This window comes from Prosthecobacter sp., from assembly GCF_046154365.1.
GTDB lineage: Bacteria > Verrucomicrobiota > Verrucomicrobiia > Verrucomicrobiales > Verrucomicrobiaceae > Prosthecobacter.
The window spans coordinates 1-19880 of sequence record NZ_JBJXFV010000110.1 but is presented as its reverse complement, the minus strand read 5'-3'; the positions used below and the strand labels follow the sequence as shown (position 1 = coordinate 19880).

Sequence of the window (19880 nt, the reverse complement as noted above, 5' to 3'; positions counted from 1 at the left end):
TCACGGTGCCATCCCCAGCGGCCGGTTCTCCGTCCCTTTGACTTTCATCAAGTCATCTCCCAACTCTTTGCGCAGCGGCTCCGCCAGCTTGCGCAGCCGCTCTACGATCTCCGGCTGCTCCTTCGCCACATCGCGCGTTTCACCCGGATCATCCTTCAAATTGAACAACGACAAACTGATCTTCTCCACCCGATAGCCATGTCGTGACGCGATGCCTTCGATGCCGCTTTGCGTGATCGCCTTTGGTTTCATCTGCCCAAAGCGCGCCGGTTTGCCATCGCGGCCCGGTTCACCATCGACCGTGATGTAAGGATGCGGGAAATGCAGCTTCCACTCGCCACTGCGTACGGCCTGCAACTCGCTGCCGCCATAAAACACCAGCGCTTCATGCGGTGACTTCACGCCTGCCTTGCCTTCGAGCAGAGGCAGGATGCTCAAGCCGTCGATCTTCTTCTCCGGCAGCTTCGCGCCGGTCAGACTCGCCAAAGTGGGCAGCAAATCGAATTCCATGACTGGCTCATCACACACACCACCCTTCGGCACACGTCCCGGCCAACGGGCGATGAACGGAACACGCACACCGCCCTCGAACGTCGTCAGCTTGCCCTCGCGCAGCGGCTTCGCACTGCCGGCGTGATTGCCGTAGCTGAGGAAGGGGCCGTTGTCGGAAAAGAAGATCACCAGCGTCTCGCGCTCGATGTCGCAGCGTTTGAGCGTGTCGAGAATCTGGCCCACCGACCAGTCGAGTTCCTCCACGACATCGCCATACAATCCGGCGGCTGATTTGCCGCGAAACGCGTCAGAGGCAAAGATCGGCACATGCGGCATGACGTGCGGCAGGTAGAGGAAGAACGGGCGGCTCTTGTTGCGCTCGATGAAGGTCGTCGCGCGTTCGGTGAAACGGCGTGTGAACTGACTTTGATCGGGATCCGTCTCGATGACCTTCAATCCATCGTAAAACGGCAGCGGCGGCATCTCTTTGGCCAGCGAGGGGTGGAACTTGCTGTTGTCGTTCGAATACGGGATGCCGAGGAATTCATCGAAGCCATGCCGCAGCGGGTTGAACATCAGATCGGTGCCGAGATGCCATTTGCCGCAGGCAGCGGTGGCATAACCGACGCTTTTGCACAGCTCCGGCAGCAGCAGTTCATCGGGGTGAATGCCTTCCTTGCTCGTATGATTCAACGCGCCCTGCATGCCGACGCGATTCGCATAGCAGCCAGTCATCAGCGCCGCCCGCGAAGCGCTGCACACCGCCTGCGCCACGTAAAAACTCGTGAACTTCGTCCCCTCCGCCGCCATGCGGTCGATGTGCGGTGTCTTGATCTTTTTAGCACCAAAGAGGCCGAGATCGGCATAACCGAGGTCATCGGCGAGAATGATCACGACGTTCGGCAGCCGTGGTTCGGCGGCGGAAAGGACGAGAGTTGAGAAAAGCAGGGCAAACAGCAGGCGCATAAGCCCATCGTGGCAAAGCGAGCGCATGCTGGCGAGAAAGTTTTGCGCCGAAATGCCGCCGTGCTTGCCACGACCGGCGTTTCCTGACACAAATCCTGCCATGATCTGGCGTGTGGCGGCAATTCTGGCGGTGCTTTTCTGGGCGGTGATGTCCGGGTTGCTGGTGCGTGACGTTTATTTCCCGGAAGCCTCGCGGTTTGCCATCGTGCCGCCGCGTGTGGTGCTGGAGCTGTTTTTGCGCCATTCGGAATCCTTCGGCAGCACGCTGCATCTGTATCATCACCGTGAAAAAATCGGCCACGCGAGTTTTCAGATCAGCCGCCGCATCAAACCGAACCACCAGACGGTCTATGACGTGCTCGCGCGTGGCGTTTTGGAAGAGCCGGTTCCGGGCAAGGAAGCGCGTCGCATCGGTGCAACGTGGAACGTGGCCTGCATCCTCGCCGATGCCGAACGCTGGCAGCATGTGACGCTGTCTGCCGATTTTCCGAACCGTGACGCGAGCCTGAAGATTTCCTGGGATGACAAACAAACCACCCCGGAAGTCCTCGTGAAGCAGGGCGGACGTGTGGTGATGAATTCGCAGGACGTGCAGAAAGTCATGGGCTTCGGCTCCGAGGGGGCACTGTCGATGCTCTCCATGCTCGGCGGCATGCCCAAAGGCCAGGCAGCGCCGGTGTTACAGGCGCGGGAAGGCGTGATGACGCTCGCCGGCCGGGAGCGGAAGTGTTTTGTGCTCACGCTGCCGATCTTGGGCACCCATGAGGTGAAGATGATTTTTACCGAGGCAGGCGAACTCGCCCGTATCGACCTCCCGGAGGGTTATGCGCTGCTGGAACCGATGATTTACGGTTTGCAGGACGGCAACCACTGAACCAAAGCCCTGTCACATGATCGAGATCGAGAACCTCACGATGAACTACGGCGACCTGCGGGCGCTCGACGGTTTGAATCTCACCATCCAGCCCGGTGAGCTGTTTGCCTTTCTTGGCCCAAACGGCGCTGGCAAGACCACGGCGATGAAGCTGCTCACCGGCTTGATGAAGCCCGACGCCGGTCGCGTGCGGCTCTGCGGACATGACATCCAGCAGGAGCCACTGCTGGCGAAGGCACTGCTCGGCTACGTGCCGGATGTGGCGGTGTTTTATGAGAAGCTGATGCCCGTCGAGTTCATGGAGTTCATCGCCGAGCTGTTTGAAATGGACCGCGCGCATGCTGCATCGCAGACCAACGAGCTGTTTACCAAGTTCGCGCTGCACGACTGCACGCGGCAGCGCATCGAGAACCTCAGCCACGGCACACGGCAGCGTCTCGCCATCGCCAGTGCGCTGCTGCATGACCCGAAGGTCTTCGTGATCGACGAACCCATGGTCGGCCTCGATCCCATCCACGCCCGCACGGTGAAGCGCGAGATCAAGGAGCGCAGCCAGCGTGGCACGACGGTGCTCATGAGCACACACCTGCTCAACATCGCCGAGGAACTCGCCGACCGTATCGGCATCATCCATCACGGCAAACTCATCGCCCTCGGCACGCTGGCGGAACTGCGGGCGCAGCATGAACAACGCGGCCAACGACTGGAGGACATCTTCCTGAGCATGGTGGAAGAATGATCAGCCTACGGAACACACGGAATTCACGGAAAGGGAACTCCCAAACTCTGGATTCCGTGTTTTTCGTGCATTCCGTAGGCTGTCTGTTCCGTATCTCTGCGCCACCATGAAACACCTCCTCCTTTCCCTCCTCATGACCTCTATTGCTCTCGCCGCTGATTCCAATGTGCATGACATCGCCGTCAAAGACATCGATGGCAAAGACACCAGGCTCAAAGCCTACGCGGGCAAGGTCGTGCTCATCGTCAATGTCGCCTCCGAGTGCGGTTACACCCCGCAGTATGCCGGACTTCAAGCGTTGCATGACAAACTTAGTGGCAAGGGCTTCGCGGTGCTCGGCTTCCCCTGCAATGACTTCGGCGGCCAGGAGCCGGGCAGCGAGGCGGCCATCAAGGCCTTCTGCACCGAGAACTACAAGGTGACCTTCCCGATGTTTGCCAAAGTCGCGATCAAAGGCGATGCCAAGCACCCGCTTTATGCCGCCCTGCAGTCCGCCGCCGGTGCCGAAGTCGGCTGGAACTTTGAAAAGTTCCTCGTCGGCAAGGATGGCAAGGTCTTGAAGCGCTTCGGTTCCGATGTGGAGCCGGAATCGCCGGAGTTGCTCGCGGCGATTGAAGCGGCATTGAAGTAGCCACGCTCATCAGAGCGTGGCCGGTTACGCAAAACCCTTCTGGCGCTTCGCATGCACGGCGGCGGAGTATTCGGCGCTGTTGAAATCGACGTATTCTTCGGACAGGTCGCTCGTATAGACGGTGTAGCCGCTGGTGCCGAGGTTGAGGTCGATGGTGACGGTGAACTTCGGTTCCTTCACGACCTTTTCCATTTCGGTGACGGGTGTTTTCGTCACGAGACCGCCTTTGCAGGCCAGCAGGCCGCCGAAGTAGATGTCGATGAGTTCTTCACGAATGCGTGCACCGGAATAACCGACGGCGTGAATGATGCGGCCCCAGTTGGGATCGCAGCCGTGGAAGGAGCACTTCACCAGCAGTGATTTCGCCACCGCTTCGGCGGCTTTGCGCGCGTCGCCGAGCGTGCGGGCATTACGCACGCGGATTTCGACGAACTTGGTCACGCGTTCGCCATCGCAGACGATCATCTTGGCGAGTTCGAGCATCACCTTGTGGAGGGCGCAGCGGAACAGTTCGGCTTCAGGCGTGTTCTTTTTGATCAAGGGCACGCCGCTTTCGCCATTGCTCATCACGATGACCGTGTCGTTCGTGCTCGTGTCACCGTCGATGGTGATGCAGTTGAAGGATTTCTCCACGGCGTAGCGCATGGCGCGGCGCATCTCATCCTTGGCGACTTTGGCATCGGTGGTGATGAAGCAGAGCATCGTCGCCATGTTCGGGCAGATCATGCCGGCCCCTTTGGCAATGCCGCCGATGCGGAAGCTGCCTTTGCCGCATGGCACTTCGACCGCGAAGGTCTTTGGCTGCGTGTCGCTCGTCATGATCGCACGCATGGCGTCTTCCGAGCCTTTGGGATTCAGTTTGGCCACCACATCGGGTACTTTGACGATGACGCGCTCAATGGGCATCGGCATGCCGATGATGCCGGTGGAGCAGACGAGCACCTGACGCATTTTCACGCCGAGTTCTTCGGCCACAGCCTTCGTCATTGCCTTGGCATCCTGAATACCTTTGACGCCGGTGCAGGCGTTGGCGTTGCCGCTGTTGGCGATGATCGCACGCGTGTCGCTGTCCTTGATGTGCTGCTGGCTCACGCGCACACAGGCGGCGCGGACTTTGTTCGTCGTGAAGACGGCATCCGTGACTGTGGGTGTGTCCGAAACGATGAGCGCGAGGTCGAGGCGTGTGGCCTCGGGATTCTTGATGCCACAGGTCACGGCACCGGCACGAAAGCCCTTTGCAGCGGTGACGCCACCTTGGACGATTTTGAATGGAACGCGGCATTCGCGTTCGTCATGAGCTTTGACGGCCATGTCAGATGTTGAGAAGGCCTGCGGTGGCCTCGAAGCCGCAGATGAGGTTCATGTTTTGCACGGCCTGGCCCGAGGCGCCTTTGCCGAGGTTGTCTTCCGTGCTCATTAAAATGAGTTGCCCCGCGCGGGCATCGTAGGACCAGCCGATGTCCACGAAATTCGTGCCGGTGACGTTCTTCGTGTCGGGAGACTGGTTCACACCGAGCAAACGCACGAACGGCTGCGTGTCATACGCGGCATGCAAAGCCGCGCCGATTTGGTCAATCGTCGCACCGGGCTGTAATTGGGCGAAGATCGTGGTGCAGATGCCGGAATGCGTCGGCATGAGATGCGGCACGAAAGAGAGCTTCACCTCGCGCCCGGCGGCGATGGCGAGTTCCTGGCCGATCTCGCTCAAATGGCGATGCAGCGGCACGCTGTAGCTGCGCACGCTGTTTTGCACCTCGCAGAACAGCAGTGGGATGCTTTCTTTCCGGCCCGCACCGCTCGCGCCACTCATGCTCGACACCGCCAGTGGTGATTCGGCCAGCAGTCCGGCTTTGAGCAGCGGAATCAGCGGCAGCAAGATGCTGGTGGGATAACAACCAGGACACGCGATGAGCCGTGCAGACTTGATTTGCTCTGCACGCACCTCTGGCAGCGCGTAAACGGCTTCATCGAGCAATTCAGGTGCGGGGTGCGCATGGCCGTAGAATTCCTCATACAGCGCGGCACTGCGCAGGCGGAAGTCGGCGCTCAAGTCGATGACCTTCAAGCCGAGTTCGAGCAAGGGCTTCGCGTATTCAGAAGCGACGCCATGCGGCACAGCAAGAAATGCGATCTCAGCGCCTGTGGCTTTCAGAGCGGCGGCATCAGGTGCAGTGAAGGTCAGCGAATCGGCGACACCCACGCCACGGAAACGCGGAAACTCTTTGGCGAGCGCCTTGCCTGCCAGAGAACGCGATGTCACTGCCACCAGCTCTGCATTCGGATGCCGCAGCAGCAGGCGCAGCAGTTCCGCTCCAGAGTAACCACTGGCTCCAACGACGGCGACTTTGACTTGGGCGGACATATTGCGGGGGGCGGAGTATGGGATGTCGCAAGTTCTGTGCAACCCTGAAAAAGGTCATTTCTGCGCCGCCAGAAGCACGCATCGTGCCGCTTGTCAGCGGGCCTTGCCTCGCGCACACTCAGCGCCCCACATGAGCGACTCCACGCCAGAAACCCCTGAGATCGAAAAACCCACAGCACCCGGCAGTCCGGAGGAGATCACACGCAAGCTGGAGGACTTCATCAAGAATACGCTCGGCGGCCAGGTGCTGTTCACGCGGGTGGAAGGACATGGCGCTCGGCCTTCAGCCGATGGTGACGACAAAGCGGACGAGGAGGCGAAGGAAGACGCTGGCGCGGCCTTCGAGTTCAATTACAAGCCTGCGGACATCAAGGCGCACCTCGACCGTTTCGTGATTCGCCAGGATGAAGCCAAGAAAGTGCTCGCCACGGCGGTGTGTGATCATTACCACCATGCGCAGATGCTGCGTGAGGACCGTGAGTCGGATTCGACCGGGCCACGGCTCGAATTCTCGAAGCAGAACGTCATCATCATCGGCCCCACCGGCGTCGGGAAGACGTATCTCGTCAAACACATCGCTGATCTCATCGGCGTGCCGTTTGTGAAGGCGGATGCGACGAAATTCAGCGAGACCGGCTACGTCGGTGCGGATGTGGATGATCTGGTGCGCGATCTCGTGGCGAAAGCGAATGGTGACATCGACCTTGCCGAGCACGGCATCATCTATCTGGATGAAATCGACAAGCTCAGCAGCGGACCGGAACGTGGCGGGCGTGATGTCAGCGGCCGCGGCGTGCAGACCACACTGCTGAAGCTCATGGAAGAAACCGAGGTGCCGCTCTACGCGCCCAACGACATGCGCAGCCAGATGCAGATGATGTTCGACACCCGCAAAGGCCGCACGGGCCGCGAAGTGGTCAATACGCGCAACATCCTGTTCATCGTCAGCGGTGCGTTCGGCGGCTTGGAAAAACTCATCGAGAAGCGCACGAATCGCAAAGCCATCGGTTTTGTCTCCAGCGACTCGAAAGGTACCGCCGCCGAGCATCTGTTCCGCGAAGCCCGCACCAAGGACTTCATCGACTACGGCTTCGAGGCCGAGTTCATCGGCCGTCTGCCCGTGCGTGTCGTGTGCGATCCGCTCAGCGCGGACGACATGTTCCAGATCATGAAAAACTCCGAGGGCAGCCTCATCCGTCAGTATGAGCGCGAGTTTGCCGCCTACGGCGTGAAGGCCACCTTTGCAGACGATGCGCTGCGTGAGATCGCCAGCCGTGCTGAGGAGGAAAAAACCGGCGCGCGCGGTCTCGTCACCGCTTGGGAGCGGGTGCTGCGCGACTTCAAATTTGAAATGCCCAGCCTCGGCCTGCCGGAACTGCGCATCGACGGCGCACTGGTCAGAAATCCCGAGCAAACGCTCGTCCTATGCCGCACCGCCGCCGCCAGCATGGTGATGGAACTCGGCGCCGCCCATGCCGATGAGGTGCGGGCCTTCGCCGAACGTTTTCAGCGTGAGCACGGCTTCACGCTCGACTTTGACAGCGACGCCATCGCCGCAGTGGCCGCCAGAGCCCAGCGTGAAGGCATGCATGTGGAAGCCATGTGCATGAAGCTGTTCAAGGATTACCCCTTCGGCCTCAAACTCGTCACCCGCAGCACAAACGAGACCCGTTTCGTCATCACGCCCGACGCGGTTGCCAATCCTGACAAGTTCGTCAGTGAACTCGTCGTCAGCGCCTGCCGCAGCCAGCCGGACTCTACCATCACCGACATCATCCCCGACGTTCCCGCCCATGAATCGTAATCACGCCGCCGCCATGTTCATTGGCGTGCTCGTCTGCATCCCGTTGTTGGCACTGTATCACTTCGGCTTTTTCAAAGGTACTGCCGACTGGTTTGCGACGCTGTTTGCCAGGGGTTTTGTCCTGCCGCCTGGTGGTTTGAAGCAACTGGTCTGGCTGCAATACGGTTATTACACCCTCATGGCCTTCACCAGCGCGTGGGTGTGCATCGAGATGCTGTCGCAATGGCGGCGGCTGGCATTCCTGCTGGGCGGAACCTTTCTCACCGTCACTTTTTCCTGCGTCATGGCGATGAGCGGGATCTTGTTCGAGCCGGTGTCAGGATCGCTCGCGCTGTGGTTTGCCGGGATCGCCGGCATCGCCATCGGCGGCACGGTGGACGGCTACCGCCGCCACGTCATGCGCGAGTATTTCGTCGGCAGGCTGTCAGCGCGGTTGTTTGAGGAGCTGGCAGATCAAAACCATCCCGCCAAGATGACGGAGCGCCGCGAGATCACCGTGCTCACCTGCCGCCTGCTCAATCATGCCGAACTCAGCACCGGCATCGAGGCCCCGCAGTTCGAGGAGCTGGCCACACACTTTCAGCGCAGCGTCACCGAGTTCCTCATCGCCCGCGGCGCTTATCTGGATGACTGCGATGCGCGGCAAGTTCGCGTGTTCTTCGGCTTTCCGCTCACGGATGAGCATCATGCACTCCATGCTGTGCAAGTGGCGGCGGTGCTGCGCACGCAGTTGGCCGTGGTCATGCGTGAGATCGAGCAGCGTTTTGGCAAGAAGGCGCAGATCGGCGTGGCTTTCAGCACCGGGCCGGCGGTTTGCGGGCTGTTTGGCGTCAGTCACTTCGAAAGCTTCAGCGCCATTGGCGATGTGATCGATTTCTCCGCGCAGCTCTGCGGTTTGAATGCCGAATACGGCAGCAAGGTGCTCATCAGCGCCCGCACCTTCGCGCTGGTGAAAGACAACGCCGAGGTGCGGCCGATGGAGATGGTCTGTGCGCCCGGTTCCAGCCAGATGAGCGAAGTTTATGAGCTGCTTGCCGAAAAAGGCACGCTGCATGAGCAGGAGGCCCGCGCGCGCGATGCGTTCTGGCAGGGCGTGGTGCAGTATCGCAAAGGCGATCTCAAACAGGCGCTCGAAAGCTTCAAGAACGCCACCATCGAAGGCCGCGACGATGCGCCGCTGAAATACTTCACGGATCGCGTGGAAGCCGCCCTCAAAGAAAAAACCGTTCCTGAGAAGGAAACGCCGAAGCACTCGCGCAAACTCGCGGCCACCTGATTGCCACAGTCATTTGAGTTTAACCACAGAGACACGATGAACACAGAGTTCAGAATGCAAAAACTCTGTGTCCATCGTGCCTCTGTGGTGCAAATCCGACCTGTCTGACCTCTTTTAATCGTGCGCATCGACTATCCACCCGCCATCCAGCGTCTCGTCGCCCAGCTCAAGTCGCTGCCCGGCCTCGGTCCGCGCAGTGCGGAGCGTCTGATGCTCTGGCTGTTGCAATCCAGCAACGAGCGCATCACCTCGCTCGCCCATTCACTCAACGAAGCCAAGGAGCGCATCGTCCCATGCTCCGACTGCGGCTTCTTCATTGAATCCGATGGCGAATGCCTGCTCTGCCGCGATCCACGCCGCCAGCAGCGCCTGCTTTGCGTGGTCGAGCAGGCTGCCGATGTGCTGCGTCTGGAGCGCAGCGGGGCGTTTCAAGGTCTGTATCACGTTCTCGGCGGCAGGCTCTCACCGCTCGACAACGTGACGCCCGAAGACTTGCGCATGGAGTCGCTCGTGCATCGCGTGCGCGATCTGCACACCGAGGAAGTCATCATCGCCCTCGGTTCCGATGTCGAAGGCGAGGCTACTGCCAGCTACATCGCAGATCTGTTGCGTCCTGCGGGCATTGCCGTCACCAGACTCGCCCAAGGCATGCCCGCTGGTGGAAATCTCGACCACGTTGATGAACTCACGCTCTACCAGGCACTGCATGGGCGCAGGCAGATGGGGTGAAGATTTTTTCTCGACAGCGGCTGGCGGAGCAGTCACCCGCCTGCCTCAAGGCCGCCGCCTTCTCAACAAGGTCAGCCCGCCGGTCAGTGCGACGAGCAGGGCGCTGCCGGGTTCGGGTATCGGGGTGATGTGGGTCTGGAGGTCCAGGGTGCCAGGATTGACGCTGTAGTCACCGGGGCCCTGCGTGTCGTTGATGGCACCGAAGGGCGTGAAGGTGGCTTCGGTGAGACGCCAGTCGAGCGGCAGGCCGGTCTGATCCGAGGTCGAGGGAAAGAGCCAGTCGTCGGCGGCATTGCCGTCGAAGCCGTTGGTGAACAGTGCCCACTCCGTGGTGAAGGGGGCGAGCGTCTGGGTGTTGTAGGCCCAGATGAAGCCCTGCTCGTTGGCGGCAAAGAGATGGCTGGGCAATGACCAGGTGCCGACTTCGCTGGAGGTGCCGTCGGTGAGCAGCGTGGCGCTGGAGGTGAAGTAGCCTACACCCGAGTTCCAGCCGTTAGCGGCTGGTGCGGTGGCGCGGTCAAATGCCTTCCAGTTGGTGAGCCAGTCGGTCATGTTAAACTCGGTGGGCACAAAGCTGCCGAAGGTGCCCAGTTCAAAGCTGTAGCTGTCGTCGAGCGCCGCCCCAGTGCTGTCATAGAGGGAGGAGCTGACGGCGCTGCCCCAGTTGATGGTGCGGGCGGAAACCAGCGATGACGCGGTCAGGCTGAGGGTGAGGATGAGGTAGAGTAGTTTCATGGCTTGGGTCTGTTGGTTGTCAGTTGTCAGCGCTCCCATCACGGCGTCCAGGGGTTCGGGATCAGGTAGTTCGGACGCGCACTGCGCGGCTGGGCAAAGTGCGCCCGCAGCGCTTGGAACAGGCCCGTGCTGTTCTCATTGACCACGCTGGCATCCGCTGTGCGGCTCCACTGCTGCAGGGCGCCGGCATTGAGCAGAAAGTGCCCGGTGTAGCCTGATGCGGATGGGTCATCATCCTGATTCCAGAACTGCACACGATCCGCCACGTTGGAGCTGTTGCCTCCGGTGAAGCCGTCGGTGGGCAGCAGTTTGCGCGTGGTCGGATTCATGACCAGCGGCCAGCCGTTGCCCAGCAGGTTCGCCCCGGCCACCAGCGGGCAGGCCATGGCGTTGCTGCGCACATAGCCGCTGAGGACGAGGGTGACAGGGTGGCCTTTGGGATGCACAAACAGCCCTTCGCACACATCCACCACGCGGCTGCCAGCATCCAGCAGGGCGGCGTCGCCCGTGTCCACCCACTGCGGGCTGCCGGGGGCGTTGGTGTACAACCAGTACACTTGGAACGCGCCGGTGAGCTTGTTGTGGAAGAGCAGGCGGTCGGTGGTGGCCGGGCTGTTGGTGTGCGTGAAGTCCGCCGGGGCAAACAGCTCCTGCAACCGCTGATGCTCGCGCACCACGATGCGGTCTCCGGCCAGCGTGGTGGGAATGGTGGTGCCGAGCGTGTTGCGCGGGCTGTTGGTGTCGATGGCGACACTGGTGGCCGTGCAGGTGGCCTCGTTGATCTCGAAGCGCTGGCCAGCGTGGTCGCCGGCGACCACTTCCACATAGTACTCGCGCTCGGCGGTGAATTGCGCGGCCAGATCGCCGCCGGCACCCGCCGAGGTGGTCAAATTCAGGCTGCTGCCCAGCACACCATCGACCGCGCCGGCGAAGACTTCACATTTCAGGAACGGCACATTGCAGGTCTGGCAGCCGGTGGTCAGGGAGCGCGTCGCCCAGCCTGCGACCTCGCTGCGTGCGGTCGTGGCGCCGCCACTGACTTTGATGCGCACGAAGCCCTGGCCCAATGACAGCGCTGGCACGCTGGCGAGATTGGCATAGGTGGCGGTTTCAGTGCCGCCGGGGCCGGGAGTGATGGTCGGCGTGAGGGTGGTCAGGGTGGTCCAGCCGGCGCCGTTGGCACCGCTGTTGGCGAGATCGGCGAGGTATTCGAGCTGGTAGGTGATACCGCTGAGGTTGGTGACGCGGCGCACCTCGGCATCAATGGTGCCGTCGAGGTTGCGCACCAGCTCCAGCGGACAGCCGCCGTTGAGGCCGGAATCCGGCTGGTAGCAGAACGCGAATTCTTCGAGGTTGGTCACGCCGTCGCCATCCGGGTCCTGGGTGGGGCCGTTTTGGCCGTCCAGGGGATTCTGCTGCTGCCAGCCGGCGAAGGTGGTGGCCTTGCCGCCGATAAAGCCGAAGTCCACCGTGAGGTCGGTGAGATTATCGCCCGCGCCGTCGTCGCTGCTGCCGCCGAGTCCTGATTCGCTGCTGGTGGGCTCGATGTCGCCGAGGGTGATGATACCTGAAGTCACGCCAGTGGACCACGGGGCGGTGGCATCGGTGCCATTCTCGTCACTCGCATCATCGACACCGTTGTCGCTGCCGGTGCCGGGCAGCGAGAGGATGCCCTCGAGGTCACCACCGGTTTGGAACTCAGCCGCCGGGATGAACACGGTGTAGGAGCCAGCGGGCAGGCTGCTGAAGAGATAGAAGCCGCCGCCTGCGGTGGTGGTGGTGGTGGGCTGCACGCCTGCGGCACCGCTGTTACTGTCGATGTCGTTGCCCAGATTGTCCTTGAGGGTGACGGTGACGCCGTCCTTACCTTCGCCTGCGTCGGCGATGCCGTTGTGGTTTTGGTCGATGAAGACGAGGTTGCCGATGCCGAACTCGGCGGGTGGTGGTGGGTAGAAGCCGAAGTCGATGGTGAGTTCCGCGCTGGTGCTGCCGGCGGTGCCGGGTTCGCTGCCGTCGATGAGGTCAAAGGCGAAGCTGGTGCTGGCGGTGCCACTACCGCCGGGTTGGCTGCCGTCGTTGTTATTGTTGGTGCCGTCATCATTGCCAGCGCTGGGGCTGGCCAGCGGGTAAGTGGGGCTGGGGGTCACACGGACCTTGTAGGTGCCTGCGGCGAGGTTGCTAAAGAGGTAGGCACCGGCGCTGTTGGTGGTGGTGTTGGCGATGATGGCATGGGTGTTGCCATCGAGCAATTCCACGGTGACGCCGCTAATGCCGGTGTCCGTGCCGCTGTCATAGGTGCTGTTGCCGTTGAGGTCATAGAACACCAGGTTCCCAATGCTGAGCGTTGAGGCAGCGGAGCAACTGCGGAACAGGATGTCCCGGTAGCGGGTGTTGTTATCGGCGGGTTGGAAGCGCGAGAGGGCGGCACCGGACAGGCCGCTGAATCGCAGCACGGAGCGCTCGCCCGCGTCCAGCGCATACAAATCGCCATCTGGCCCGAAGCGGATGGAGGTGATCGCGCGGCTGGAGCCGCTGGTGAAGGCGCTGGCGTTGGCGAACACGCTGAGCGCGCTGGTGGTGGTGTCGAACCGGATCACCCGTGCGGAGGAATAGTCCGAGATATAGAGCGCGCCGTCCGGGCCAAACGCCAGATCCTGGGTGCTGAGGAAGTAGTTCCCTGGCGTGTCGTTGATCGCGATGCTCACGAATGCGCCCGTGGCACCGTTGTATTGATAGACCTGCCGGGAAGAGTTGGCGACGTAGAGCGCGGTGCCGTCCGGTGAGAAGGCCAGGCCCTGGGCGTTGGTGAGGCCGCCGGAGCTGGCAGTGACGAAGTCGCCAATGATCGCGCCGGTGGTGCCGTTGACCTTCACCACTTTGGCCCCGCTGCGCAGGGTGACGTAGAAGTGGTTGTCCGGCCCGAGCACCAGGTCATAGCAGTCTGGCAGCCCGGTGGTGAAGGCTCCCAGATAAGCGCCGGTGGTGACGTTGAAGCGTTCGATTGCGCCGTCCGTGTTATCGAGAGCATAGACATGACCGTCAGGTCCGAACGCCATCCCGCGCACGCCGGAGGCGGACAGCCCGGTGCTGATGAAGGTGGTGAGGCCGCCGCCTTGCGCGGTGGTAGAAATCACCTGGCTGGAGGGGTCGATGGCGTTTGCCAGCAGCACGTCATAGCAGGCGGTGGGCACAAAGCCGAAGTCGATGGTGAGGTCGCCGTTGCTGTCGTCGAAGTCATTGTCCTGGGTCTTGCCGGTGCCGGTTTCTGTGCTGTTATCCGTGGGCTCCGCGCCCGCCGTGAGGGTGACGACCGGGCTGAAAACCTCGCCACCCTGCTCTGCCTGGGTGCCGTTGTCATTGTCATCCACCTGATTGTCCACGGTGCTGGTGGTGCCGCTGGAGAGCAGTGCAAAAGAGGGCGGAGAGGGAATGCGGATGAAGTATTTGCCCGGCATCAGGTCGTGGAAGTTGTAGAAGCCCAGGCCGTCCGTGGTGGTGCTGGCGATCAGGTAATCATCGCCGCCGCCGATGGCGTTGTTGGCACCAGGCGACCAGAGTTGCACGCCCACGCTGTGGATGCCGAACTCATTGCCGCCATTAATGGAGCCGTTGCCATCCACATCCCGCCACACCTGATTGCCGATGGAGAGGGAGCCGCAGGTGCGGAAGAGCAAATCGCCCAACTGGTGGAAGGGATAGGAGCCGACCTGGTCATCAATCACCAGGGTCCAGCCAGAGCCGTTCCACTTCCATAGCTGATGCTGCGACTGGCTCACGGCATACAGCACGCAGTCCGGGCCGAAGCGGATGATTTCCCAACCCGTGACACCGGCAGCCGCACCGGCAAAATACTCAATGACGCCGGTGTTCACGTCGCCCCGGAGAATCGAGGCACCAAAATGGTCGATGTAAAGATAGCCGTCCGAGCCGAAGGCGAGTGTGCCCGGATTGTCGAGCATGACGCTGGGGCTGGCCTGGGTCTGGAAGGCGATGTCCACAAACGCCCCGGTGGTCGCGTTGTAACGCAGCACCCGGTCATTGAGATTGCTGGCCACATACAGGTAGCAGGCATCGGGCGAGAACAGCAGATCCTGCGGCCCATCGAGCGAGCCGGAGCCAGCGGTCACGAAGTCGCCAATCACCGCCCCAGTGCTGGCATTGATCTTCACGATCTTGTCGGCTTGGAACAGGGACGCATACAGATGGCCGTCTGGGCCGAAGCTCAGGAACCGCGCCGGTGTGGGCAGCACGCCGGCGGCGACCACCGTGGCCAGCCGCTCGCCGTTGTAGGCGCTATGGCGGTAGATCGCGCCGCTATTGGTGTCCGTCACATAAATCTGCCCGTCCGGGCCCCAGGCCATGCCGCCCAGTGTCTCACCAGCGAACAGGGTGCCGTCAAAGATACTGGTGGGCACCACGGGTGTGCCGCCCTCGCGCAGCAGCCACTTCATGTCATTGGTCACGGAGCCGGTGGCCAGCACGTCATAGCAGGTGCTGGCCGCAAAGCCGAAGTCGATCGTCAGATCGCACTCGCCGCTGCTGATGGTGATCCTCGGGCTGACGACCGCCGTGCAGTCTCCGCCGAGCTGCATGCCGTTGTCGTCATTGTTCACGCCGTTGTCGGCATAAGTCGTGACTAGGCTGGACTTGCGGTAGCTCGCCAGCGGCTGGCCTGTGGCAAAGTTGCTCTGCGGGATGAACACCCAGTAGGTGCCCGTCGGCAGGTTGTTGAACTGATACAAGCCGCCGCCCGCAGTCACTTGCGAGGTGTAGGGAGTCTTCTCCGCCGCATCCAGATAGCCATTGCCGTTCGCATCGCGCAGCAGTTGCACGGTCACGCCGTTGACACCGGATTCGCCGGGCTCGAAGCGCCCGTTGTTGTTCGCATCCACGAACACCAGGTTGCCAATGCAGACGTTGGCCGAGACATTGATCGTGTAGGCAAGCGAGCCTTGGCAGCCGTCTGCCCCAGTCGCCGTCACCGTGAAGGTGGCGCTCTCCAACGTCGTCGGCGTGCCGGTGATCACGCCGGTGTCTGCGTCAAGCGTCAGCCCCTCGGGCAGCAGCCCATCCACAGCCCAGGTGTAGGGACCGGTGCCGCCGGAGGCCGAGAACGTCAGCACGCTCATCTCTCCGCCCTGTGTCAGCGTCAGGGTTGCGGGCGTGTCAGGCTCGACCGTAATCGTGGCGCAGGGGCAGAAGCCGAAGTCGATGGTGTTGTCCACATTGGTGGCTCCGCCGCTGCCGGGCTCGTCATTCACGGTGAGAGTGATGACCGGGCTGATCGCCGACTGGCCGGACACGGATTGAGTGCCGTTGCTGTCGTTGTCGATGCCGTTGTCCAGGTTCACCGCCGTGGTGGCCAGCGGGTAAGGGGCATTGGGCGTCACGCGGACCTTGTAGCTGCCTGCGGCGAGGCCGCTGAAGCTGTAGGAACCATCACCCTGCGTGGTGGTGGTGCTGATCACGGCATGGGTGCCGCCGTTGAGCAATTCCACAGTCAGGCCGTTGATGCCGCTCTCCGTGGCGCTGTCATACACGCCGTTGCTGTTGAGGTCGGTGAACACCAGGTTGCCGATGCTCAGTTCAGTGGCAAAGGCGCTGGAGCCTGTCGCCAACAGTGCAATCACGGCCAATCGGAGCGTCCAAGCCATGAAGCCGTGCAGTCGGCATCTGCCCAGCGCCGCATTGTCGGCTTGTGATGACCGTTCTGGCACAAGCCGAAAAGCGCGTTGGCGCGTGCTTGTAAATACAATCGAATTCATGGTTATTACGGTAATTATAACAAACCATACTGTCAAAAAGTAAATTATTATGGTATTCCAACTATAAGGCTTCAAGTCGTTACGGCATTCATGCCAACGGCTGCCTATATCTCGGCAGGCCGTGCTGGCGAGGCCACCGCCAGCGACATCGCCGCTCTGCTGCGTCCTGCGGGCATTTGCCGTCACCCGACTCGCTCAAGGCATGCCCGTGCCGGTGGCAAACTTGACCACGTCGATGAACTCACTCTCTACCGGGTGCTGCATGGGCGAAGAAACATGGCCTGAAAGCGCTCACGCCAGTCCCAGCGCTGCGACCTGATCTTCATCGAGTCCAAGGTAATGGCCCAGCTCGTGCAGGAACGTGATGCGCACCTCGCTGCGGTAGGTTGCCAGCTCCCCGTTGCAGTCATCCCAGAGGTTGTCGAGAAACAGCCGGATGCGCGGCATTTCATCGGGTGCCTCGGGCAGGGGATCGCAGCGGGCGTTGCCTTCAAACAGGCCGAGCAGATCAGGATCGAGATCCTCGTCGATGTCGATCAGCGCATCCATCTCGCAGAATTCGATACGGCAGTCGGTTGCCTCCCGGCGAATTTCGGGTGGCAGCGAGAGCAGCGTGGACTTCACCACGCTGGTGGCGATGTCTTGGAGACGTTGAAAACGCATGCGGGCTATTTTTTCGCGGTTTGCGGTTTCTTTTTCATCGCTTCGATCTCCTTCTGCTGCTCCTCGGCCTTCTTTTGGAGCTGCTGCACACGGTCCCACAGGTTTTTCAGCTCGGCGGGGCCTTCCAGGCCGGCGCGGATGTCCTGCGCGGATTTGGCGGCGGCTTCGCGTGCGGGATCGATGCGGTCGCCGCTGCTGATGGCGAGCAGCAAATCGAGCAGGCCGAGCGCTTTCGGATCGCGCAGCGTGCCGAGCGCCTTCACAGCGGCCACCCGCCAGTCATGGCGCGGATCGCTGAGCTTGGCGGCCAGGAAATCGCGCACGGCATCGCGGTTCGTGTTCGTCGGACGACGGGCGAGGAAGGCCAGGGCGTCGAACGCGGCACCGGCATCACGGCCGCGCAGCTCATGTGGTGCCTGGAGGCGTGCGAGCACGTCTGCAATGGCTGATTCGTCATCCTGCGCACGCAGGGACTTGATGGCGGCCAGTTCGATGACGCTGTTAAAGCTGCTGCCGCGCAGGTGCGTGCGCAGTGTTGCGGCGATCTGCGGTTCACCGGGACGTGCGCCCCAGGTTTCGATGATGGCGGCGAGGATTTCGGGGTTCTTCTCGCTTTGCGCCATCTGCCACAACATCTCGCGTGATTCGGCGGTGTTCAGCGCGGCGAGCGCCTGCACGACGGCCTTGCGAGTTTGCGCCTGCGGCTGATTCGAGCTGCCAGCGATCAACGCCGCGCGCGCTGCGGGCTCGGCGATTTTCGCGAGTGCTTTGGCCGCCTCGGAACGCACGGCATGAAAGGTGTCTTCGCGCAGGATTTTGGCGAGTTTGTCGATGCTCTTGTCATTGAGCGTGCGCACGGCCAGCAGGCGGCCGATCACGTCGGATTGAAGCTGTTTGTCGAGCATCGGTCCGGCTGGTGTGAAGTTCACTTTGGCCAGCACGGTGAAATCCGGGTCGATGCGCACGAGTTCCGGCTGTGTAGGCACGACGAAGTGAAAATCTTCGACCTCCTTGCTCACATCCATCGTGAAACGCAGTGGTTCCCTCTGTCCGGCGACGGCGAAACTCACTGGCAACGGCACGCGGAACAGCCGCACCTGCTCGCTGAGCTTCTGGGTCTGCCGCACAGTGATTTTGGCCTGCTTGGCGGCAGAATCCCAGGCGTAGTCGATCTTCAGCTCCGGCACGCCCCCGTGGTGCAGCCATTGATCGAAGAACTGATCGAACGACAACCCGCTGACCTCCTCCACGACATCCTGCAGGTCATCCGTGCTCACAATGCCGCTGCGGTGACGTTCGAGATAAGTCTTGATGCACTGGCGATACAAATCCGGCCCGAGCTGGCTGCGCAGCATGTGCAACACCCACGCGCCCTTCGGATACGCCCGCGAGTCGAACTGCTGCATCGGATCGCCGTAATCACGCCAGACGATGGGTCGCGTGTCGTTCGCCCCGAAAACTTCCTGCGCCTCCAGCCAGAGCGAGTACTTCATCGCGTCCGTGCCGAGTTTCTGCTCCTCGTAAAGAATGGTGTAGTAGCTGGCGAAGCCTTCGTTGAGCCACAGGTGCGCCCAATCGCGGCAGGTGACGAGATCGCCGAACCACTGGTGCGCGGTCTCATGCGCATCGAGCCGGTGCAGCGTGCGCAGATCCTCCGTGTCCGCATTGAACAGCATCCCGGCGGCTTCAAACGTGCAGCTCGTGTTCTCCATGCCGCCGGCGATGAAGTCGAGGCAATAGACTTGGTAGTACTTGTCCCACGCGAACGGCACGCCGATTTCCTGCTGGTAGAACTCTATGATCTTCCGCGTGTCCGCAAAGGCACTCGCTGCCTGCGCTGTGTGGGAAGGCGGCACCAGCAGCGCCAGCGGCAGCTTGCCCGCTTTGTCTTCCAGCTTGTGAAACTGACCGCAGGCCAGCGCGATGAGGTAGTTTACATGCGGTTTGTCCTGCAACCAATGCCAGGCCACCAAACCGTCGGCTTCGGGCTTCTGACTCAGCAACGTCCCATTGGAAACGACCTCCATCCCTTTCGGTGCATGACAGATCACCTCGCTGGTGAAGCGCTCGTTCGGATAATCGTAGCTCGGAAACCAGAAACGATGCAGCTCCGCCTCCCCCTGGCTCCACACCTGCGTATCGCCCGGTTTGTAGCCCATCTCCGGCGTGCGGAAGTACAGCCCATGCTCCGGCTGCGCCGAATACTTCACCGTGATCGTCGCCTCCGCACCTGGAGCAATCGCCGCCGCAAACGTGATGACCAGCTTTTCATTCGTCACCTCATGCTCGGCCACCTTCGCCCCTTCCGCCGTGATTTGAGCGATCTGCAAATCCACCGCATCGAGTTCCAGCTTCGTCAGCGGCAATGCGATCGGCTTGAACCGCATCGTCGCCGTGCCCGCGACCGTGCGCTTCGCAAAATCCGGTGTCACATCCAGTTTCAGATGCAGCACATCCACCCGCCGGTCCCGCGCATACTTGCGGCCTGGAATGAGCTTGATCGGCTGCGGCAGCAGTTGCTTGTCACAGTGACGACAGTCGAAGGAGTCGGCGGAAACGTCGTTCGACAGCACTGCGGCGACGAGGAGGAGATGGTGAAGGCGCATGGCGGCGAGGATTGAAGCGTGCGGCCCCACCTGCAAGGTATTCTTGCCGTCCGCCTGCGCATGAGTCAGACGAAATTCCGCTGGATGCGCGGCTCCTCAATCAAGGCCTTGCTGAGCCGTAACGATGCAGTCAAAGGCAGTGGACGAAGACAGACTCAAACACCCGCAGGTGAAGGCTCGCGGCAGCGTCCTGGAGTGCGCCAGTCCTCTGGCGCTTTCGAGCGTCCCCGGGCCTGCG

The 19880-nt window shown here is 61.6% G+C and carries 14 protein-coding genes; 7 read left to right on the top strand and 7 right to left on the bottom strand.

The window, feature by feature from the left end; all coding sequences use genetic code 11:
* Entirely contained in the window at positions 1–1560 is a 1560-nt protein-coding gene (locus ACKVY0_RS14315; RefSeq protein WP_409215511.1) for a sulfatase, read from the bottom strand.
* On the opposite strand from ACKVY0_RS14315, the gene ACKVY0_RS14310 reads away from it, so the two are divergent.
* The 3 genes from ACKVY0_RS14310 to ACKVY0_RS14300 all read left to right on the top strand — a co-directional run bounded on the left by ACKVY0_RS14310 (position 1559) and on the right by ACKVY0_RS14300 (position 3702).
* The gene (locus tag ACKVY0_RS14310; RefSeq protein ID WP_409215510.1) at positions 1559–2332 is read left to right on the top strand and encodes a hypothetical protein; all 774 of its coding nucleotides are present in this window, start codon (positions 1559–1561) and stop codon (positions 2330–2332) included. The genes ACKVY0_RS14315 and ACKVY0_RS14310 overlap by 2 nt on opposite strands.
* Before the next feature lie 16 nt (positions 2333–2348).
* Positions 2349–3071 carry an ABC transporter ATP-binding protein gene (locus ACKVY0_RS14305; protein WP_409215509.1) on the top strand — a complete coding sequence of 241 codons (723 nt, stop codon included), beginning with the start codon at positions 2349–2351 and terminating at the stop codon, positions 3069–3071.
* A 106-nt stretch (positions 3072–3177) separates the two neighbouring features.
* Complete coding sequence (locus tag ACKVY0_RS14300; protein ID WP_409215508.1) at positions 3178–3702, top strand: glutathione peroxidase; 525 nt, start codon at positions 3178–3180, stop codon at positions 3700–3702.
* Between the two features lie 24 nt (positions 3703–3726).
* Here ACKVY0_RS14300 and argJ read toward each other — a convergent pair whose 3' ends face one another.
* Both argJ and argC read right to left on the bottom strand, forming a co-directional pair.
* Positions 3727–5013 carry a bifunctional glutamate N-acetyltransferase/amino-acid acetyltransferase ArgJ gene (gene argJ / locus ACKVY0_RS14295; RefSeq protein WP_409215507.1) on the bottom strand — a complete coding sequence of 429 codons (1287 nt, stop codon included), beginning with the start codon at positions 5011–5013 and terminating at the stop codon, positions 3727–3729.
* Between the two features lies 1 nt (position 5014).
* Positions 5015–6064: an N-acetyl-gamma-glutamyl-phosphate reductase gene (gene argC / locus ACKVY0_RS14290; RefSeq protein WP_409215506.1), complete on the bottom strand. Its 1050-nt coding sequence runs from the start codon at positions 6062–6064 to the stop codon at positions 5015–5017.
* A gap of 130 nt (positions 6065–6194) precedes the next feature.
* On the opposite strand from argC, the gene ACKVY0_RS14285 reads away from it, so the two are divergent.
* The 3 genes from ACKVY0_RS14285 to recR all read left to right on the top strand — a co-directional run bounded on the left by ACKVY0_RS14285 (position 6195) and on the right by recR (position 9873).
* Positions 6195–7868: an AAA family ATPase gene (locus ACKVY0_RS14285; protein WP_409215505.1), complete on the top strand. Its 1674-nt coding sequence runs from the start codon at positions 6195–6197 to the stop codon at positions 7866–7868.
* Positions 7858–9144 carry an adenylate/guanylate cyclase domain-containing protein gene (locus tag ACKVY0_RS14280; protein WP_409215504.1) on the top strand — a complete coding sequence of 429 codons (1287 nt, stop codon included), beginning with the start codon at positions 7858–7860 and terminating at the stop codon, positions 9142–9144. The genes ACKVY0_RS14285 and ACKVY0_RS14280 overlap by 11 nt, the downstream gene beginning before the upstream one ends.
* A gap of 120 nt (positions 9145–9264) precedes the next feature.
* Positions 9265–9873 (top strand): recombination mediator RecR, encoded by a 609-nt coding sequence (gene recR / locus ACKVY0_RS14275; protein WP_409215503.1) that lies wholly within the window; start codon positions 9265–9267, stop codon positions 9871–9873.
* 45 nt (positions 9874–9918) lie between these two features.
* Here recR and ACKVY0_RS14270 read toward each other — a convergent pair whose 3' ends face one another.
* Both ACKVY0_RS14270 and ACKVY0_RS14265 read right to left on the bottom strand, forming a co-directional pair.
* A complete protein-coding gene (locus ACKVY0_RS14270; RefSeq protein WP_409215502.1) occupies positions 9919–10608 on the bottom strand; it encodes a PEP-CTERM sorting domain-containing protein in 690 nt (229 codons plus the stop codon).
* 38 nt (positions 10609–10646) lie between these two features.
* Positions 10647–16238 (bottom strand): SdrD B-like domain-containing protein, encoded by a 5592-nt coding sequence (locus tag ACKVY0_RS14265; protein WP_409215501.1) that lies wholly within the window; start codon positions 16236–16238, stop codon positions 10647–10649.
* A gap of 225 nt (positions 16239–16463) precedes the next feature.
* Between ACKVY0_RS14265 and ACKVY0_RS14260 the strand changes: the two genes are divergently transcribed.
* Positions 16464–16658, top strand: a complete 195-nt coding sequence (locus ACKVY0_RS14260) for a hypothetical protein (protein WP_409215500.1) — start codon at positions 16464–16466, stop codon at positions 16656–16658.
* Positions 16659–16664: 6 nt separating this feature from the next.
* Here the strand turns inward: ACKVY0_RS14260 and ACKVY0_RS14255 are convergent, their stop codons facing one another.
* Together ACKVY0_RS14255 and ACKVY0_RS14250 are read right to left on the bottom strand one after the other, a co-directional pair.
* A complete protein-coding gene (locus tag ACKVY0_RS14255) occupies positions 16665–17036 on the bottom strand; it encodes a metallopeptidase family protein (RefSeq protein ID WP_409215499.1) in 372 nt (123 codons plus the stop codon).
* Between the two features lie 5 nt (positions 17037–17041).
* Positions 17042–19642, bottom strand: coding sequence for a M1 family aminopeptidase (locus ACKVY0_RS14250; protein WP_409215498.1), 2601 nt, complete (start codon positions 19640–19642; stop codon positions 17042–17044).
* Positions 19643–19880: the final 238 nt, after the last annotated feature.